A 17,420-nucleotide genomic window follows, 5' to 3' on the forward strand; every position below is an offset into this window, starting at 1 on the left:
TTTCGTACGGGCGCGTCAACTGATGTGGATAGCGGGCTTGTTCGGGCGGGCCTTCGGCGCCAGGTCGTCGCCGTCCGCGGCGCGACGGACTTCGACGGCGGCGTCGAACTCCTCCTCGAACAGCCAGGCGGCCTCCTCGATGATCTGGTGTTCGCGCTCGGCGTCGAGCACCGGTTCGAGGACGGCCTGCTCCGCGGCGAGCCAGTTCGCGAAGTCGGCGGCCGCGTCGCCGTGCTGCTGGATCCTATCCTCCGTCATGATGGTGCCGACAACGGCCTCGTCCGGGCTCGCAGTCCGGGCAATTTCGTAGGCGTCGTACTTCCACGGCTGGGCGACGACGAGTTCGATCCGGTCAGGGTCGGTGATGTCGACGACGTCGGTGATGTCGCGGACGTCGGCCAGCGTCGTCCGGACCAGGTCGCGTTCCAGGGCGTACTCGTCCACCTCCTGCAGGGGAGCGGGCCAGTCGGCCTCGGCGATCAGCCCGTCGCCGTCGAGTTTGGTCCAGAGTTCCTCGGCGAGGTAGGGAGCGATAGGCGCGATCAGTTTCGCGAGCGTCCGCAGGCCGCGGCTGTAGGCGAAGCGGTAGGGCTCGTCGTACGATCGGTAGCGACGGAGCAGCCGCGCGAACGACTGGAGTTCGCTGACGACCTGGTGGAAGCGGAAGCGCGCGTACTCGTCGGTGACGGCGGCGATGGTCCGGTCGATTTCACGTTCCAGATAGGCGTCGTGGGGCGCCTGGTCGGTTCGACCGCCACCGCTCGCTTCGAAGTCCGCGACCATCCCGTAGATCTCCTGCTGGAAGTCGTAGGCCGACCGCACGTCCTTGACGGTCCACTCGAAGTCCTGCTGGGGGTGGGCCGCCGAGAGGACGAATAACCTGGTGGTCTCGGCGCCGTACTCGTGGGGCGCGACGGCGTTGCCCTTCGACTTGGACATCTTCTCGCCGCTGTGGAGCACCGTTCCCTGGTTGATGAGGCGCTCGACGGGTTCCCGACGGTCGAGCAGGCCCGCGTCGGCGAGCGCCCGGGCGAAAAAGCGGATGTACAGCAGGTGGAGCACGGCGTGTTCCTCGCCACCGACGTAGACGTCCACCGGGAGCCACTCGTCGGCTCTCTCCTGGTCGAAGGGGGCCGAATCGAGGTGTGGCGAGAGATAGCGGAGGTAGTACCACGAAGAGTCGACGAAGGTGTCCATCGTGTCCGTCTCGCGCTCGGCCGGGCCGCCACAGTCGGGACAGTCGACCCGCTTCCACTCCTCGGCCGCGTCGAGCGGGTTCCCGGTCGTCTGGACGAACTCGGGGAGTTCGACCGGGAGGTCGTCCTCGGGGACCAGCACCGGGCCGCACTCCTCGCAGTGGACGACCGGAATCGGCGTCCCCCAGTAGCGCTGGCGGGAGATGAGCCAGTCCCGGAGACGGTAGGTCGTCGCTTCCTCGAACGCGTTCGCTTCGGCCAGGAGTCGCTCGGTCGCGGCGGCGCTCGCCAGGCCGTCGTAGTCGCCGCTGTCGGTGAGCATCCCTTCCCCGGTGAACGGTGCGTCCGGGAGCCCCGCATCGCTGCCGCCTACTGGTTCTACCACCTGTTCGATCGGAAGGTCGTGGGCCGTCGCGAAGGCGTGGTCGCGCTCGTTGTGGGCGGGCACGCCCATGACCGCGCCCGTGCCCACGTCGTCGAGGACGTAGTCGGCGACGTAGACGGGGAGCTCTTCGCCGGAGAGAGGATGGACGGCGACGGCGTCGGTCTCGATGCCGGAGGGACCGTCGGTGGCGCCGTCCGCGTCTCCGGGGCCGTTCCTGACCTGGTCTACGTACTCGGCCACGTCACCGTCGTCGCTCGCGAGTTCGTCGGCCAGTTCGTGGCCCGGAGAGACCGCGAGGAAGGTCGCGCCGAAGACGGTGTCCGGCCGGGTCGTGAACACCGCGACGTCGCCGTGGCCGGAGATCTCGAAGGAGATTTCGGCGCCCTCCTGTCGGCCGATCCAGTTGCGCTGGCTGTCCCGAACGCCCTCGGGCCAGCCGTCGAGGTCGTCGAGGCCGTCGACGAGTTCGTCGGCGTAGTCGGTGATCGCGAAGAACCACTGGTCGAGTTCGCGCCGCTCGACCGGCGTTTCACAGCGCCAGCACGTGCCCTCGACGTGGCCGTGGGACGCGCCATTCCCGTGGCTACCGTCGTCTCCGTCCGTAACGACCTGCGCGTCCGCCAGCACCGTCTCGCAGTCGGGACACCAGTTCACGGCGGCGCCCTCGTACTCGACCAGGCCCTCGTCGTACAGTTGCTCGAACAGCCACTGGTTCCAGCGGTAGTACTCGGGGTCGCAGGTGGTGATCTCCCGGGACCAGTCGTAGCCAAAGCCCATCGTCTCCAGTTCCTCGCGCATCCGCTCGATACAGCTACGGGTCCAGGACTCGGGGTCGGTGTCGCGCTCGTAGGCGGCGTTCTCCGCCGGGAGGCCGAACGCGTCCCACCCCATCGGATGGAGGACGTCGTCGCCCTGCATCCGGCGGTAGCGCGTGTAGGCGTCCGTGATGGCGTAGTTTCGGACGTGCCCCATGTGGAGCGCGCCCGACGTGTAGGGGAACATCCCCAGGACGTACGTCGGGTCCGACGCCCCCTCGTCGAGTTCGTACACCCCCTCCCGCTCCCAGACGTGTTGCCAGTACTCCCGGACCTGTGCGTGGTTGTAGCGATCCGTCATCGGAAATTCGTCGTTGGTGAGGGTGGGAGTGCTGGATACAAGATTGTTCGGGGGAAGGACGGGGCGCGACCGACGGGAGCGGCCCGTCTTATTGCGAGCGGGAGCGAACGAAGTGAGCGACACGCGAGCAGGATGGTTCCGAACGCAGTGAGGAACCATCTTATAGGCGAACGGCGAGCAACGCGAGCCGTGAGCAGGACGGGGCGCGACCGACGGGCGTCGCCGAGCGAAGCGAGGGGACGTCAAACAAGCGAACGGCGATCGCAGGGAGCCGAGAGCAGCGGGAGGCGCCGAACGGAGTGAAGGGGCTCCGAACGAGCGTGCAGTGAGAACCGAAAAAGCGGGTCAGGGCGCTCAGTCTCGGGAAGCCTGGCCATCCCCGGGTCAATTGGAGACGAGCGCCATCGGTGCGGCGCCCTGGCTGGCGTCGAGCGTCAGCGACTCCTCGTCCACGTCGGGATGGTCGGCGTACCGGACCGTCTCGAGGCCGTCGTCGACGACGAGTCCGGCGTCGCGGAGTTTCGGCAGGTGCACGTGGTACAGCGACGCGAGCGCGTCGTCGACGTCGTTCGCCGAGAGCGACGACGTCGGGGCGTCCCGCTCGCGGGCGAGGGTCCGCCGCGCGAGGTTCCGACGGCCGATGGCGCCGCCGTGGTCGACGACGATGGAGAGGGCCGTCCGGCGGCGGTCGTGGGCCAGGCACTCCAGGACGTCGTCCCACTCCGCCTCGGGCGCCGCCAGGACGCGGCGGATCTGCGGACTACCGAGCGCGGGGTGGTCGGCGGCCGCGACGGTGTCGGCGTCGCGGTCCCACTCGACGAGGCCGGTCGCGTCGAGTTTCGGCAGTTCGCGGTGGACGAGGGCGACGTGTTCGCGTCGGTCGTCGGTCACGTCGGTCGACGCGTCGCGGTCGTCGGCGACGCGCTTCGCGAGGACCCCGACGGAGACGGGGCCTGGTTCGTCGACGAGTGCGGCGAGTGCGATCCGGCGGCGTGAGGCCGCCAGGGCGACGAGGACCGAATTCGTCCGGTCCGAACGTGCGTGAACGCTCTCTGATTCCATACTCCTCCGAACGGCGCTTTCGGGGTTAAGGGGTCTTCCTAATTCTTTATCGTCGTACGTATGCCGCGATCAGTCGGTAGAAGTCCGGAGAGGACTGGGACCCAGATCGGAGTAAGCTGGAACCGACCCGGCGTAACCGCGGCGTATTCCCGGAGGGTGAACTGCTTCACCGGAAAGGGCAAGACATTCGCGAGCGGGGAATCTGGTCGCGTCGGCACCAGGAATGCGTTCCGCCGCCCGGGCGGAGAATCGGCGGAGGCGGCACCGCTCGACCGTCGCGCCGAGAACGGAGCGGGCGATCGAACACCGTAACCGAGAGTTACTCGACGTCCGTCTGCAGGTCGCGAAAAACGGTGGATTACCGCCGTCGGTGGCACCTCATAGTGGTAGTTGTTACTTTTCACCGGCGTTCGCCGGTACGGGCTTACAACTACCACTATCAGTCGACGAACTCGCGTATCGCGGTCAGGTTCGCCGGACCGACGCCGGCCACGCCGAGCAGGGCGTCGTCCGAGGCCGTCCTGACGTCCGCTTCGGTGACGAACCCCCGGGACCGGAGCTTCGCCGCAGTCGAGGGACCGATGCCGTCGACGGCTTCGAAGGGGACCTCCGGGGATACTGGTTCGTCGTCATCGTCGGGATTTTCGACTCGACCGAGCGCTTCGCGAAGGGCGTCGGCCTTGTGCTCGGCTTTACGGCCGTCCTGGCGATCGTACTCGGCGAGCAGGTCCTGCAATCGTTCGAACGGCCCGCCGGCGACGTCGGGATCCGCCGCCGGACGCCGGCGGTAGCGCGCGTCGAGCTCGGCGACGAACGACGCGCGTGGAACGAGCGTCGAGTGGGCCGTCTCGTCCCGGACGAGCACCACGCGGTCGTCGGCGTAGACGACCTTCCGGAGGTCGCCGGTGCGCTGGTCCGCGAAGACGAGGCCGATGTCGAAGTCAGTTCTGTTGGATTTCGGGTGGGCGAACTGCGTCTGTGTCATTGTCGGACGGGGAGCGGGTGCCGTGTTCGTTTTCCGCGACCGGCACGTCGTCCCTCGGTTCGACGGAGTCTCCGGGCGCTATAGAGGGCGTCGCTTACGCAGGCTATTCGAATTCGACGGGTACGTATCTGGCTCGTACGGGCGGGCAGGCGAGCGGTTCGGCTATCGTGCAGGGCGACGTTGCAATCCCCGCCGGAGAGAAAGCGATAGACGCCGCGTCGCGCAGGTTTTTGACCTCTGCGTGCGCAGGTACGGGTATGGCGACGACGGACGAAGTCGGACTGGCTGAACGGCTCGAAGACGCGTTCTGGTCGCGACACTCGAATCCGAAGAGCGGCTGGTCGCGGACGCTCACTGGACCGCTGCTCCTCCTCGCGCTCTACCGGCGGAGCTGGCGACTGTTCGTCTTCGCCGTGGCGTTCACGGCCCTCAATCCGGTACTGTTCGGCCGCCCCGACCCGGAGGCCGAGAGCTGGATGAAACGCGCCGTCGAGGCCGAGCGGTGGTGGCTCGCGGAGGGGAACGCGACGATGAGCCTCGGCTGGCCCAACGTGCTCAACGTCGCCAACGTCCCGACGTTCTGCTACGCGCTGCTGGCCGCCTATCGCCGACGGCCGGTCCGGGCGACGGTCGCGCTGGCGGCGTCGATGGGGCTGAAGTTCGGGTGGATAGAACTGATCGCGCGCCAGTACGACGGTGCGGCGGAGTCGGTCTAGACGGACGTCACTGCATCGCCTTGACCCAGCCGGGCACCGACGCCATCCCCTGCTTGTCCGCCCAGCCGTTCTCGCGGAGGTACGTCTCCAGGTCGGTGAAGGCGAAGCCGAAGCGGTCCTCGAGGGCGTCGACGTCCGCGTCGTAGCCGACCTCGTTGAACCACTCGCACATGACGGTGAACTCCTCGCCGAAGGAGTCGTAGGCGTCGTCGATGGGGACGTGGACCGCCTCGACGTCGACGCCGGTGACCTCGGAGAGCACCGCGGCCGTCTCGTCCAGTGTCAGATCGTCGCCAGCCAGTTCGACCCGCTCGCCGACGAACTCGTCGAGGTTCGCGAAGGCGACTGCGGCGGCGTGGCCGACGTCGTCGACGCCGACCATCTGCAGGGAGACGCCCTCGGCTAGCGGGAGTGCGATCTGGCCGTCCTCGACGATGTCCTCCGCGAACGCCTCGAAGTTCTCGAAGAAGAAGACGGGCTGGAGCACGGTCAGTGGCAGGTCCAGGTCCTGGGCGTACTGCTCGATGTCCCAGGCCGAGTCGAAGTGCGGGACGCCGGTGTCGCGCTCGTGGCTCCCGACGCCGCTGAAGACGAACTGGTCGACGCCCTCCTCGGCGGCGACGTCGGCGAGGTTCTGTCCCTGCTGGACCTGCGTGTCGTACCCCTGGGTCCAGAAGTTGGTGACGGCGAACACCGCGTCCGCGTCGGCGACGTGGGCCCGGACGGAGTCCGGGTCGTCGAGGTCGCCCTCGACCATCGTCACGCCGCGGTCTTCGAGCGCCGCGGCGGCGTCGCTGCCCGCGTCCCTGGTCAAACCGCGGACGTCGAAGGACTGCTCGGCCGCGAGCAGGTGGTCGACGACCGCACCGCCCTGGTTCCCCGTCGCACCGGTGACGAGAATTCGCTGGGTGTCTGTCATCGACTGCTACTCCGGCGCCCCCGTATGTGTCTTTTCTGCTACACGAATGTGACCACGTGACGTCGATGTCACTGGCCCCCGGTCCGCAGTCGCCGACGGCCGAGAGTATCGCGGGTTTAGGCACGTGCTAGACCACGGTTCGGCGCCGTCGGTGTTCCTGCGATCGATCCGACAGTAGCCATGGCCTTCATTAGCGTACCCCGAAAACCCGAAGCCATGGAAGACGTCGAGATCACGGACGTGCAGGCGACGCAAGTCGACGCTGACTGGTCGTGGACGTTCGTCCGCGTCTACACGGACGCGGGCGTGACGGGCACGGGCGAGGCCTACTGGGGCGGCGGCGTCGGCGACATCGTCGAGGGCGAGTGCCGCGACCGCCTGCTCGGCGAGGACCCGCGCGACATCGGGCCGCTGGTCCACGAACTGTTCGAGTACACCTCGGCGACCGGGTCACTGGCCGGGACGACGGTGTCGGCCATCGCCGGCATCGACGTCGCGCTCCACGACCTGGCCGGCAAGCTGGAGGAGCAACCGGCCTACCAGCTGCTCGGCGGGAAGTTCCGCGACGCGCCGCGGGTGTACGTCGACTGTCACGCCGGCGCCCACCTCGGCGGCGCCCACGACCCGGCGGACCGGGACGCCCACGACGTCGACATCTACGCGCCCGAGAGCTACGCCGACGCCGCCGAGGTGGTCGTCGACGAGGGGTTCGACGCGATCAAGTTCGACCTCGACGCCAGCAAACGTTACGAGAAGGACCGGCACAACCGCCACCTCAACGCCGAGGCCATCGACTACAAGGCCAGCGTCGTCGAGGCCGTCACCGAGCGCGTCGGCCACGACGCCGACGTCGCCTTCGACTGCCACTGGAACTACGCCGGCGAGAGCGCGACCAAACTGGCCCAGGCCGTCGAGGACTACGACGTCTGGTGGCTCGAGGACGTCGTCCCGCCGGAGAACCTCGACGTCCAGCGCGAGGTCACCCGGGCGTCGGAGACGTCCATCTGTGCCGGCGAGAACCTCTACCGCACCCACGGCGTCCGCCAGCTCATCGAGGAGCAGGCCGTCGACGTCCTCCAGCCGGACATGCCCAAGTTCGGCGGGATGTTCGAGACGGCGCGCGCGGCGTGGAGCGCCTCGGACTACTACATCCCCGTCGCGCTCCACAACGTCTCCTCGCCGCTCGGAACGGTCGCCAGCGCCCACGTCGGCGCCGCCATCCCGAACTTCCTCGCCCTGGAGTGGCACGGCCGTGACGACCCGGACTGGCCCGAGTTCGTCGAGGAGGACTCGGTCATCGAGGACGGTGGCATCCCGCTGTCCGACGACCCCGGCCTCGGCGTGACGCTGGATCTGGACACCGTCGCCGAGTTCGTGGCCGACGGCGAGACGGTACTGGACGAGGAGTGAAAGAACAGGTACGGGGGAAGAGCGAGTGTCGTCCGTCCCGGCTCACTCCGAGCCGTGGACGGCCGCCAGGATCGCGCGCTCGGCGACGGCGTCGTCGAGTTCGGTCACGTGCGTCTCGGCGTCGTAGGTGATCACGTCGGTCTCGGCGAGCCGTGGGAGGTGGTTGTGGACGAGTGCCGTGCGGACGTCACTGGCCGCCGCTGAGTCGTCTCTGTCGGTTATCAGGGTGACGAGGTCGTCGAGCGTCGCTGGTTCGCCCCACTCCAGGCGCTGAATGATCGCCCGCCGATAGCGATGTGCGAGCGCGTCGAACACCTCGTCGAGCTCCTCCGCGGAGTGAGGGCGAGCGACGACAGTAGTGTCGTCAGCGGTCATCGATCACCACCTGGTAGATTACGCAGTGCATAGTAAACTAAAGGAACAACCGTGTAAAAACAACGCGGCCTAATTGGATAGGGAAACCCGAGCAGGTGGCGTCGCCAGGACGTAGGCACCGGCCAACTTCGACGACGGCCGGACCGAACGATTATCGCGGGCGTCCAGGGCGTGATCTGAACCGGCAGGAGACGGCCAGGTGCGTCAATACTTTCCACGTTCGGGGCGACGGTACCGACGATGAGCGAAATCAGGTGTCGCGTTCCCGGATCCCGGGGACGGAATCACTGACCGTGGCAGACGCTATCTTCTGGGGCCTCGTTGCCCTCGCGACGGTCACCGGCCTGGTCACCGCGTGGGCCCTCGGTGCCAACAGTAACTCGCCGCCGTTCGCACCCGCCATCGGCGCCAACGCCATCTCGACGATGCGGGCGGCGTTCCTCATCGGGATCCTCGCGGCGCTCGGCGCGCTCACCCAGGGCGGTGCCATCTCGGAAACCGTCGGCGCCGGCCTGATCGACGGCGTCGCCATCACCTCGCTGGCTGCGACAGCGGGGCTGTTGACCGCGACGCTGTTCATGGGTTTCGGCGTCTACACCGGCTATCCGGTGCCTGCGGCGTTCGCGACGACGGGGGCGATGGTCGGCGTCGGCCTCTCGCTCGGCGGCGACCCTACTTTCGACACCTATCGGCGTATCGCGACGTTCTGGGTCCTCGTCCCGCCCGTCTCCGGTGGTCTCGCGTACCTGACGGCGACCGTGCTCCGGCGCGACGACATCCCGGAGACGGTGGGCGTTCCGCTGCTGGCCGCCCTCGTCGGCGGGATCATCGCCAACGTCCAGCTCGGCGTCATCCCGTCCCCGCCCGGTCAGGCACAGAACTCCATCGCCGGATTCGTCGCCGGATCCGTCGAGGCGCCGACCGTCGTCGGCCTCGACGTCGTCGCCGTCCTCGTCACGCTGGCTGCCGCCGCCGTGAGCTTCCAGTTCATCCGCCGACGGACACAGCAGTCCGTCGACCAGGGCGTCCGGACCTTCCTCGTCGTCCTCGGGAGCGTCGTCGCCTTCTCCAGCGGCGGGAGCCAGGTCGGGCTGGCGACCGGGCCGCTGGAGAACCTCTACACCGCCGAACTGGGCCTCCCGGGAATCGTCCTCCTCGCGCTGGGTGCGGCGGGCATCCTCGGCGGCGCGTGGATGGGCGCCCCGCGACTCCTGCAGGCCACGTCCCGCGAGTACGCCCAGCTCGGCATCCGGCGGTCCATCGCCGCGCTCGTGCCGGGGTTCGTCATCGCCCAGGCGGCCATCTCGCTCGGCATCCCCATCTCGTTCAACAACATCATCATCTCCGGCGTCATCGGCGGCGGTCTCGCCGGCGGGTCGGCCGGCGTCTCCCGCCGGAAAATCGGCGTCACCCTGGCGTTCTGGGTGATCACGCTCGTCAGTTCGATCCTCGTCGGCTTCGGCCTCTACCGGGCGCTGGCCTTCGTCCTGGGTGGATGACGAAATCGACCCGGCGTGGCCACAGGAGAGAACTGGTCCGGATCTCGGTGACCGTCACCGCACCACGGTGACGGTGACCGGCGTCTCGCCGACCACCTTCGTCGCCACGGTCCCGAGCAGTCGGCGGGCCACGGCGTTTCGCTCGCCCCCGTGGCCACCCATGACGACCTGGTCGACGTCGGTGGCCGCGACGTAGTCGACGATGGTCTCGGCGGGCGCCCCCGTCTCGACCACCACGTCGACGTCCCGCTCGCTCGGTTCGTCGTCGCCGACGCGCTCGAGGATGGATTCGGCGCGATCGCGCGCCTCGTCCAGTCTGTCCCCCTCCGGGGGCAGTGCGCCGCTCTCGCTCATCGACGCGTCGACCGGACTGACGACGTTGAGAACGGTCACCGGGCAGTCGAACACGTCGAGCGCGTACTCGAGGGCGTCCTCTGCCAGCGGCGACCCGTCCAGCGGGACGAGGACGTGCGAGGGTTGCATGTGTCACCCTCCCGTGGCCAGCGCCAAAAGGTGGCCGGTGGATCGGCCGGCGTCTCCCGCCGCGAGCGAGGCGTCGCCGCGCCGGTGTGAAGGCGTCCACTCGTCACTCGATTCCCGCCGGCCTGTGCATCCGCGGTGGGTTCGCGAGAGACCCGGCGCCCGAACGAGACGGCGACGCTGATGGGGGGCTGATAGCGCCGTTCTGCGTCGAATTCGCCGGTTTCCGGGCCGGACACGAACTGTGTAGCGTCGGTGTTTATGCCGGTAGCCGGGAGTGAGACGACCACATCGAATGAATGGAATGCGATCCGGGTCGGCCGGCGACGAGGACGCCGAGAGATACAGCAGGCGACGGGTGCTCGCGAGCGGCCTCGGCGGCGTTGCCGCGAGTTTCGCAGGGTGTTCCGAGCGGCTCTCCAGTGTGGGTGCGGGGGCAGACGACGAGACGGACGGCCTCTGGGAGGAGTGGTCCTTCGAGGACCCGCCGGAACTCGACGGGTGGCCGTCCAGACAGTACGACGGGAGGAATCTCGGCTGGAAGCCGAACACCACGGGACCGACCGAAGACGTCGACACCGCCTGGTCGTTCGACCCCGGGAGCGACGGCCGGTTCGGGTCGAGCCCGGTGGTCGCGGACGGCAGGGTGTTCGCCGGACACGAGGACGGGTTTCTCTACGCCGTCGACGCGGCGAGCGGCGACGAACTGTGGGCCGCCGACACCGGGGGCGAGATCCGGTGGAACAGCGCGACGGTGGCCGACGGGACCGTCTTCGTCGGGTCCGCCGGCAAGCGCTTCTGGGCGTTCGACGCCGCGTCCGGCGCAACGCGCTGGTCACACGAGGCTCGCTGGGGAATCCACAGCACGCCGGTCGTCGACGGCGGGCGGGTCTTCTACGCCGACGACGACGGGTACGTCTACGCGCTCGACGCGGTGACGGGCGAACTGATCTGGGAGATCGAACGGTCCTTCGGCACGCGAGTCCAGAGCGGCCTCGCGGTCGCGGACGGGACGCTGTTCGTGATGGCGGGACTCCTCACCGCGATGGACGCGGCCACCGGCGAGGTGCTGTGGACCGGCGACGACGGGGCGAACAACTTCCCGAACGGAACGCCGACCGTCGCGGACGGCTTCGTCTTCGGCGAGTTCGGCCAGTATCTCGGCGTGGCGAACACCGACGGGGAGAGTCTCGGCGGTGCATTCCGGTTCGGCGGGACTGGCTGGGGATCGCCCGCGCTCGCCAGAGACAGGATCTTCGTCGGACACACCGGCGGCGAGAGCCACCCCACGGTCCGGGCACTGACGCTCCGGAAGTCGGCGGTGACGACGAAGTGGGAAGTCGCCTGGGAGGTGACGACGTCCCGGGGCTGTTACGGGAGCCCGGTCGTCGTCGACGGAACGGTGTACGTCGGCGCGAGCGACCAGTTGCTCGCCGTCGACGCCGAGAGCGGTCAACGCCAGTGGACACTGGCGATGGAGATCCCCGACAACACCGCGCCCGCCGTCGTCGACGGGACGCTGTTCGTTGGGAGTGACCGACTCTACGCCATCGATGAGGGGGCCTGAATGCGAGAGAACGGCTCCGCGGAGCGCTGGCAGCGGGTCCTCGCTCCCTGCTGGGCGCTGTTGCTGATCACCTCGGCGATATCACTGGCCGGGGCAGGTGCCGGGGCGGCGGCCCGACCACAGGAGGTGGCGGACGAGACCGGCGTCGAGCCGGGCTTCGGCGCCGTCGCAGTCGACGCGGCGGCGGCCTCGAACCGCACGGTCGACGGCGCCTGCGTCTGGGAGAACACCGCCCAGGGCGACTACCGCACGCACTTCGACGTGTCCTGTCCGACCTCGACGCGCGATCGTGGGACGGTCCACTTCGACATGCAGGGCGGCTGGGCGTACGTCGTCGTCGTCGAACTGCCGACCAGCGTCGACAACGCGACGGCCAGCGTCGCACTGACCGGCGACGGCCAGACCCGAATGGAATCGCCGCAGACCCCCGAACTCGTGGGCGATCCGGAACTGCGCGAGGCGGTGGCGGACCACCTCAACCGCTCGTCCGTCGAGACGACGCCGATCCCCGACGAGGGCGGCGGGCAGGCCGAAGCCATCACGACGCATCGCGGCGAGGCCATCCTTCGCCCGGTCGAAGTGTCCGGCCAGAAAGACGGCCGACCGCGCGCCTTCCGCGCCCAGTCCGAGGACTTCTGGAACGCGGAACTCGACCTGGGTCGCCGGGACGTCGCCGTCGTCGGTGAAGGGTACACGAACGCGGGGGCCGGTGGCGGCGACGACAGCGTGCTGGTGTATCCGAAGAAGTCGATGACGGCGACCTTCGAGCTGGAGCCGGGCGTGTACGACTTCGAAGTCCGGGCGTACAGACCGCGCGTCCTGTCGACGAATCGGTACGCGGACGCCGTCCAGGAGAAGTGGCACCCGGTCGACGACGTCGAGGTGTCGTCGGGCTCGTTCTCCGTCGGAGTCGGCGACTGCACGCCGCGCTTCGCCGCCCAGCCGAAGCTCGAAGAGCTCTCGGTCCGATCCGACGAGGCCGGCGCTGACGTGGAACGGACCCAGCGGGAGCACCGACAGGGAGGCGGTGGCGGCGGCGGTGGAAGCGCAGCCAGCCGCGCGGCCGCGGCGGCGCGAGCCGGGGACGCGGACCTGAGCGGGTCCACCGGCGGCCCGATGACTGCCGGCCTCCCGAACGTGAGCCTGAAGCGGGCGTACGAAGGGCCGACCGACGACCCGAACGACCGCCAGCCGGACGTCGAGCAAAAGCGCGAGGATTCGGCGGCGCTGAACCCGCTGGCCCGGACGAAACGCGCCCTCGAAGACCGCGTGACGGCCAGCCAGCGGCTGGCAGGCGGGAGCGCCCCCGCCGGCGACGGCCTGGACGCGGTCGAGCGCGAGTACGCGGCGACGATGAGCGAAGTCCGTCGGTGCCACGGCGGTGGCTACGTGTCGGTCCCGCCGTCGACGGACGACGACGAAGCGACGTACGCCGCCGACATCGACGGGCGGACGGCGACACAGGCGGTGGCCGCGGCCCTGCGCGAGCGCGGCCTCGAACCGCCACAGGGGAGCGGTCTGACGATGGAGGACTACGTCTGGACCAGAGTGACCCAGGGATCGCGGGGCCAGACTGTCACGGGCACGCGCGAGGCGTACGTCCGCGTCGGCCCGGACGGGAACGTCCTGCCCAATCCCCAGACGCTCGCCAGACAGCGAGCACTCGGCGACGTCGAGGCCGAGACCCTCGAAGGCGCTTCGCACGTGCTGAACGTCGAGATGTACCGCTATCCCGACGGACAGCACGACGCGACGGTCCGGTTCGTCGAGGTCGAGACGGGGCTCATTCAGAACCAGCGCCAGGGCGTGGGGGCGACCGGCGACGCCGGCCTCGCCGAGGCCGTCGACGACGGCCTCGACCAGCTACAGGTCGACCTGGCCGAACCGACGGACGGCCGGAGCACCGGGAAGACGATCGGACTGTCCAACGGCGAGGGAAGCGGCAGTGGCGGCTCGAACGGAGGTGGTGACTCGTGACCCGAACGGGTGCACCGGTCCGTCGAGCGCTGCCAGTAGTGGCACTCACCCTCCTCGTCGTCCTCTCCGGGTGTAGCTTCCTCGGCGTGGAGCGCCCGTTCGGTGGACCGGATGCGAGCGGCAGCGCGGCCTTCGCCGACGTCACCGCGAACCAGTCGGCCGCGCTCGACCGGGCCGGCTCGTTCACGCTCTCCGTCGAGACGACGACGCGTAACGGCTCTCGGTCCGTCGAGGAGACCCAGACGATCCGGGCCGACAGGGACGCGGGGGTGGCGGCGTCTCGCATCGTGCGCGAGGTCAGCGGCCCGAACGAGACGACGCTGACGACCGACTCGTTTACCACCGGTGACCGGACGTACCTCCGCCACGTCGACCCCGAGCGCTCGTCCTACAGCTACGAGGTACACGAGTCGGACGCGGTCGCGAACTGGTCTGCGCCGTCGAACCTGTCGGCGCAGTTCGCGTTCGACCACCGGCGGACGGACGGTGGCGACCACCGCTTCGTTGTCGACTCGGCCGAACAGATCCGAGGCGACGACGGGGTCGACCAGGTCGAGAACGTCTCGATTCGGGTGCGCGTCGACGGCGACAGCGGCCTCATCACCGACCTCACCTACCACCTCGCGTTGAGTGGCACCGGTGGCACGACGACGTATCACACCGAGCGATCGCTGACCGACGTCGGGTCGACGGCGGTGTCGGCGCCCCACTGGCTCGACACGGCGGCCGATCGAACCGGGACGAGCGTCTCGCAGGCGCCGGCTTCGAGCGAGGACGACTCCTCGGACCCGACCCAGGCGGAGGCGGCCCCGGAGACCATCGAGGCCATCGCGGACCCGGCGGCACTGCGGGGGGACGTCACCGTGCGCCGGCCGGTGAACTTCAGCGTCTCTCGCGCGACGAGCGGCAACTTCGAGACCCTCGAAGGCGGCCCGTACGTCCACGACGGGCGGGTGTACGCGCTCTACACCGGCCTGAAGAAGTCCGGCGAGGACGGGGAGTTCTACACCGCGCTGTTCGCCCACGACCCGACGACGATGGACCCGACGTGGCGCCACGAGTTCCCCGCCGACCACTCGCGCGTGGGCGAGCCGGCGTTCGAAAACGACACCGCCTACCAGATCACGCTGGAAAACCGCGGCCGTGACGAACGGAACCCGTACACGCTGTTCGCCGTCGACGCAGCCGACGGCACCACGCGCTGGGAGCGCGGGCTCGGCGAGATCCACCTCCGGAACGACGTCGACCTCGCGGCGGGGAGCGCAGAAGTGTACACGCACGGCGGGCTTGTGTACGTCCTCACCGTGAATTCGGGGCCACAGAAACTGCTCGCGCTCGACCCAGAGACCGGCGAAACCGTCTGGTCGACCGGGGGCGTCAGCGTCGACGGCGGCGGGGTCGCGTTCCACGGCGACCGCGTCTTCGTCGGCACCGAGCGCGCGGGAACGAGCGCTGCGGTCGCACTGGACGCGGCCACCGGTGAGGTCCGCTGGACCCGCTCGTTCGCGGACCGGTCGGCCGCTTTCGGCGTCGACCACGCCGATTCGAAGGGGGTCTACGTCGCGGAAGCGGCCAGGGGCGCCTCGACCACGCTCCGCTCGCTCCGGCCCGACTCCGGCGAGACGCGCTGGGAGTTCGACGTCGAGGCGAACTACCCCACGTTCCTGCGGTCGTACCCCGACGCCGATATGGTGGTCGTCGAGCGACGTAACCAGCAGCTACTCGGTCTCGACCGCGAGGACGGCACGACGCTGCTGTCCTCGCCGGGGAACGAGCCCACCCGCTGGAACTCCCAGGCCGGCGAGCGGAACGTCTACTTCGGCACGACCACGAAAATCGAGGCCGTTCAGCCGGCCACGTTCGTCGCGGACTCGGCGGCCGGGTCCTGGACCGTCCGGCGGGACGGGGGAACGTTCGGCAGCGGTGAGATCCACCGGCTCCAGGTGGTCGACGGCGTCGTCTACGCGACCGATGGCGAGGGGACGATGACGGCCTACGCGGCCAGCGACGGCCGCGCGCTGTACGAACAGTCACTCGATTACGCGATCGTCGACCGCGTCGACGCCTACCGGGGCGTCGTGTACGTCGGCGACCGCAATATGAACGCCGTCTACGTCCTCGCACCGGTGGCCGCGAGCGACACTACAGAGACCGAGCGCGAACCAGCGGACGGGAGCGGGACCGTCACCGCGGCCTCGTCGAGAACCGGTCCCGGCTTCGGTCTCGGCGTCGCTCTCGCGAGCCTGGTCGCGCTCGCGCTGCTCGCAGGCCCTCGCGGTCGCCGCGGTAAGAGGTAGCCCGGGTTCTCGCGAGGGGACCCGGGCCGCCGCGACGTTCGTCGCGAGACAGTGATTCAGCAGGACTCGAACCGGAGGGAGACGTGCTCACTCACGGACTGTTCGTGGCAAAAATAGTCCATCCTGGATTCGAACCGGAGGAAGACGTGCTCACTCGCTCCGCTCGTTGCGCGTGACTTCCAGGGTTCGAATCCAGTCGGACGTATTCGTCGCTCACACGGAGAGCCGAGCACACGCTACGCGGTGCTCGGCGGTGGTTCGCGACAGAATAGTCCATCCTGGATTCGAACCAGGGTCGAAGCCCCCAGAAGGCTTCAGGATTGGCCACTACCCTAATGGACTGCGTGCAATATCGAGTAAATCGTAGGGCAATGTAAGCGTTGCGCGATGGAATTTGTCGTGGTACTGGATAGCAAGCCCCTCGAAGACATCGACATCTACTTTCCGGCGACGGCCGCAGCCTCTTCCATGTACGTCGGACGATTCGTCGTCGTCAGTCCCGAAGTCGGCGCGTATCGCGTCTCCTCGCGCTCGTTCCCCAACCGCAAGGCCGTCGACCGCGACGGCACCGTCACCGTCGGGCCGACGGCGGACGCCCCGGAGACGGACAACCCCTACATCTCCTACAACGCGGTGCAGGTGACCGACCGGGGCGCCGTCGTCGGCAACGGCTCCCACGTCGACCCGATCGCCGAGAAACTCGAACTCGGTTATCCCGCGCGTGACGCGCTGGCCGAGCCGCTGCTGGCGCTCGACTTCGAGAAGGACGACTACGACACGCCCCGCGTCGCTGGGATCGTCGGCGTCGATCCAGAAGACCCCAGCACGAACGCCGACGGGCCGGGCGCGGTCATCGGCACCGTTCGTCGGGACGCGCTGCTCGTCGAGGAAGTCACCGAACCGACGCTCGTGGCGACCTACGAGAAGGACAGCCCCGAGTCGTTCGCCCTGGACGCTCGCGACGCCGAGAGCGCCGCACGTCAGGTGTACGACCTCGAGTTCGAACACGCGGTCTGCTCGGCCGGCGTGGCCGTCGAGGGCGAGGCGTTCGGGGTCGCCGTCCACAACGGCTGAACAGGAGGTTCCGTACTCCGAGAAGCCCCCTCTTCACTCTTTTCGACGCGTGGTAACGTTTATCATCATAGACCATCAAGGAGATAGTGACGATCACCCATGGGTACCCTCGAGAAACTGGGACGCTGGTTCGAACCGCCCGTCGTCGAGCGGGCGGTCTACCGGTGTCTGGAGTGTGAGTCGGAACTCGGGCGGAAGGAACCGTCCTGTTCCGAGTGTGGTGGGGAGGTAACGGAAGTGACCGAGCCGGTCGAGTACATCTACTGGGGGCCGTACCACTGAGAGGGACCGCTGTCGTTCTGTAGCGGCCGGGGAACTGCGTTCAGGTCCAGCAGGTGTCGAGTCACAACCATAGACCGGAC

General features: G+C 68.7%; 14 protein-coding genes and 1 tRNA gene. 8 read left to right on the top strand and 7 right to left on the bottom strand.

What is annotated here, in order from left to right:
* Nucleotides 1-15: 15 nt before the first annotated feature.
* From leuS to AC5FRV_RS14380, 3 genes are all read right to left on the bottom strand, one after another.
* Nucleotides 16-2,697: a leucine--tRNA ligase gene (gene leuS, locus AC5FRV_RS14370; protein WP_493561772.1), complete on the bottom strand. Its 2,682-nt coding sequence runs from the start codon at nucleotides 2,695-2,697 to the stop codon at nucleotides 16-18.
* A 384-nt stretch (nucleotides 2,698-3,081) separates the two neighbouring features.
* Nucleotides 3,082-3,759 carry a DUF7344 domain-containing protein gene (locus tag AC5FRV_RS14375; protein WP_493561773.1) on the bottom strand — a complete coding sequence of 226 codons (678 nt, stop codon included), beginning with the start codon at nucleotides 3,757-3,759 and terminating at the stop codon, nucleotides 3,082-3,084.
* Nucleotides 3,760-4,198: 439 nt separating this feature from the next.
* Nucleotides 4,199-4,744, bottom strand: coding sequence for a helix-hairpin-helix domain-containing protein (locus AC5FRV_RS14380; RefSeq protein ID WP_493561774.1), 546 nt, complete (start codon nucleotides 4,742-4,744; stop codon nucleotides 4,199-4,201).
* A gap of 257 nt (nucleotides 4,745-5,001) precedes the next feature.
* Here AC5FRV_RS14380 and AC5FRV_RS14385 point away from each other — a divergent pair, with 257 nt between their 5' ends.
* Nucleotides 5,002-5,460 carry a DUF6653 family protein gene (locus AC5FRV_RS14385; RefSeq protein ID WP_493561775.1) on the top strand — a complete coding sequence of 153 codons (459 nt, stop codon included), beginning with the start codon at nucleotides 5,002-5,004 and terminating at the stop codon, nucleotides 5,458-5,460.
* Nucleotides 5,461-5,467: 7 nt separating this feature from the next.
* Here AC5FRV_RS14385 and AC5FRV_RS14390 read toward each other — a convergent pair whose 3' ends face one another.
* Nucleotides 5,468-6,379, bottom strand: coding sequence for an NmrA/HSCARG family protein (locus AC5FRV_RS14390; protein ID WP_493561776.1), 912 nt, complete (start codon nucleotides 6,377-6,379; stop codon nucleotides 5,468-5,470).
* 216 nt (nucleotides 6,380-6,595) lie between these two features.
* Between AC5FRV_RS14390 and AC5FRV_RS14395 the strand changes: the two genes are divergently transcribed.
* Entirely contained in the window at nucleotides 6,596-7,789 is a 1,194-nt protein-coding gene (locus AC5FRV_RS14395; protein WP_493561777.1) for a mandelate racemase/muconate lactonizing enzyme family protein, read from the top strand.
* Between the two features lie 42 nt (nucleotides 7,790-7,831).
* Here AC5FRV_RS14395 and AC5FRV_RS14400 read toward each other — a convergent pair whose 3' ends face one another.
* Nucleotides 7,832-8,164: a DUF7344 domain-containing protein gene (locus tag AC5FRV_RS14400; protein WP_493561778.1), complete on the bottom strand. Its 333-nt coding sequence runs from the start codon at nucleotides 8,162-8,164 to the stop codon at nucleotides 7,832-7,834.
* 293 nt (nucleotides 8,165-8,457) lie between these two features.
* Between AC5FRV_RS14400 and AC5FRV_RS14405 the strand changes: the two genes are divergently transcribed.
* Complete coding sequence (locus AC5FRV_RS14405) at nucleotides 8,458-9,663, top strand: inorganic phosphate transporter (protein ID WP_493561779.1); 1,206 nt, start codon at nucleotides 8,458-8,460, stop codon at nucleotides 9,661-9,663.
* 54 nt (nucleotides 9,664-9,717) lie between these two features.
* Here AC5FRV_RS14405 and AC5FRV_RS14410 read toward each other — a convergent pair whose 3' ends face one another.
* Nucleotides 9,718-10,146 carry a universal stress protein gene (locus AC5FRV_RS14410; protein WP_493561780.1) on the bottom strand — a complete coding sequence of 143 codons (429 nt, stop codon included), beginning with the start codon at nucleotides 10,144-10,146 and terminating at the stop codon, nucleotides 9,718-9,720.
* Between the two features lie 292 nt (nucleotides 10,147-10,438).
* On the opposite strand from AC5FRV_RS14410, the gene AC5FRV_RS14415 reads away from it, so the two are divergent.
* Genes AC5FRV_RS14415 through AC5FRV_RS14425 form a run of 3 tightly spaced genes read left to right on the top strand, consistent with a single transcriptional unit; the run spans nucleotide 10,439 to nucleotide 15,984 of the window.
* On the top strand, nucleotides 10,439-11,710 hold the full coding sequence (locus AC5FRV_RS14415; RefSeq protein WP_493561781.1) for an outer membrane protein assembly factor BamB family protein: 1,272 nt from the start codon (nucleotides 10,439-10,441) through the stop codon (nucleotides 11,708-11,710).
* Nucleotides 11,711-13,687, top strand: coding sequence for a hypothetical protein (locus AC5FRV_RS14420; RefSeq protein WP_493561782.1), 1,977 nt, complete (start codon nucleotides 11,711-11,713; stop codon nucleotides 13,685-13,687).
* Between the two features lie 38 nt (nucleotides 13,688-13,725).
* Nucleotides 13,726-15,984, top strand: coding sequence for a DUF7537 family lipoprotein (locus AC5FRV_RS14425; RefSeq protein WP_493561783.1), 2,259 nt, complete (start codon nucleotides 13,726-13,728; stop codon nucleotides 15,982-15,984).
* Nucleotides 15,985-16,253: 269 nt separating this feature from the next.
* On the opposite strand, the gene AC5FRV_RS14430 is transcribed toward AC5FRV_RS14425, so the two are convergent.
* A tRNA-Gln gene (locus tag AC5FRV_RS14430) sits at nucleotides 16,254-16,326 on the bottom strand.
* Between the two features lie 126 nt (nucleotides 16,327-16,452).
* On the opposite strand from AC5FRV_RS14430, the gene AC5FRV_RS14435 reads away from it, so the two are divergent.
* Together AC5FRV_RS14435 and AC5FRV_RS14440 are read left to right on the top strand one after the other, a co-directional pair.
* Nucleotides 16,453-17,058, top strand: a complete 606-nt coding sequence (locus AC5FRV_RS14435) for an IMP cyclohydrolase (protein WP_493561864.1) — start codon at nucleotides 16,453-16,455, stop codon at nucleotides 17,056-17,058.
* A 99-nt stretch (nucleotides 17,059-17,157) separates the two neighbouring features.
* Nucleotides 17,158-17,340 (top strand): hypothetical protein, encoded by a 183-nt coding sequence (locus AC5FRV_RS14440; protein WP_493561784.1) that lies wholly within the window; start codon nucleotides 17,158-17,160, stop codon nucleotides 17,338-17,340.
* Nucleotides 17,341-17,420: the final 80 nt, after the last annotated feature.

This window comes from Halomicrobium sp. HArcel3 (assembly GCF_058933135.1).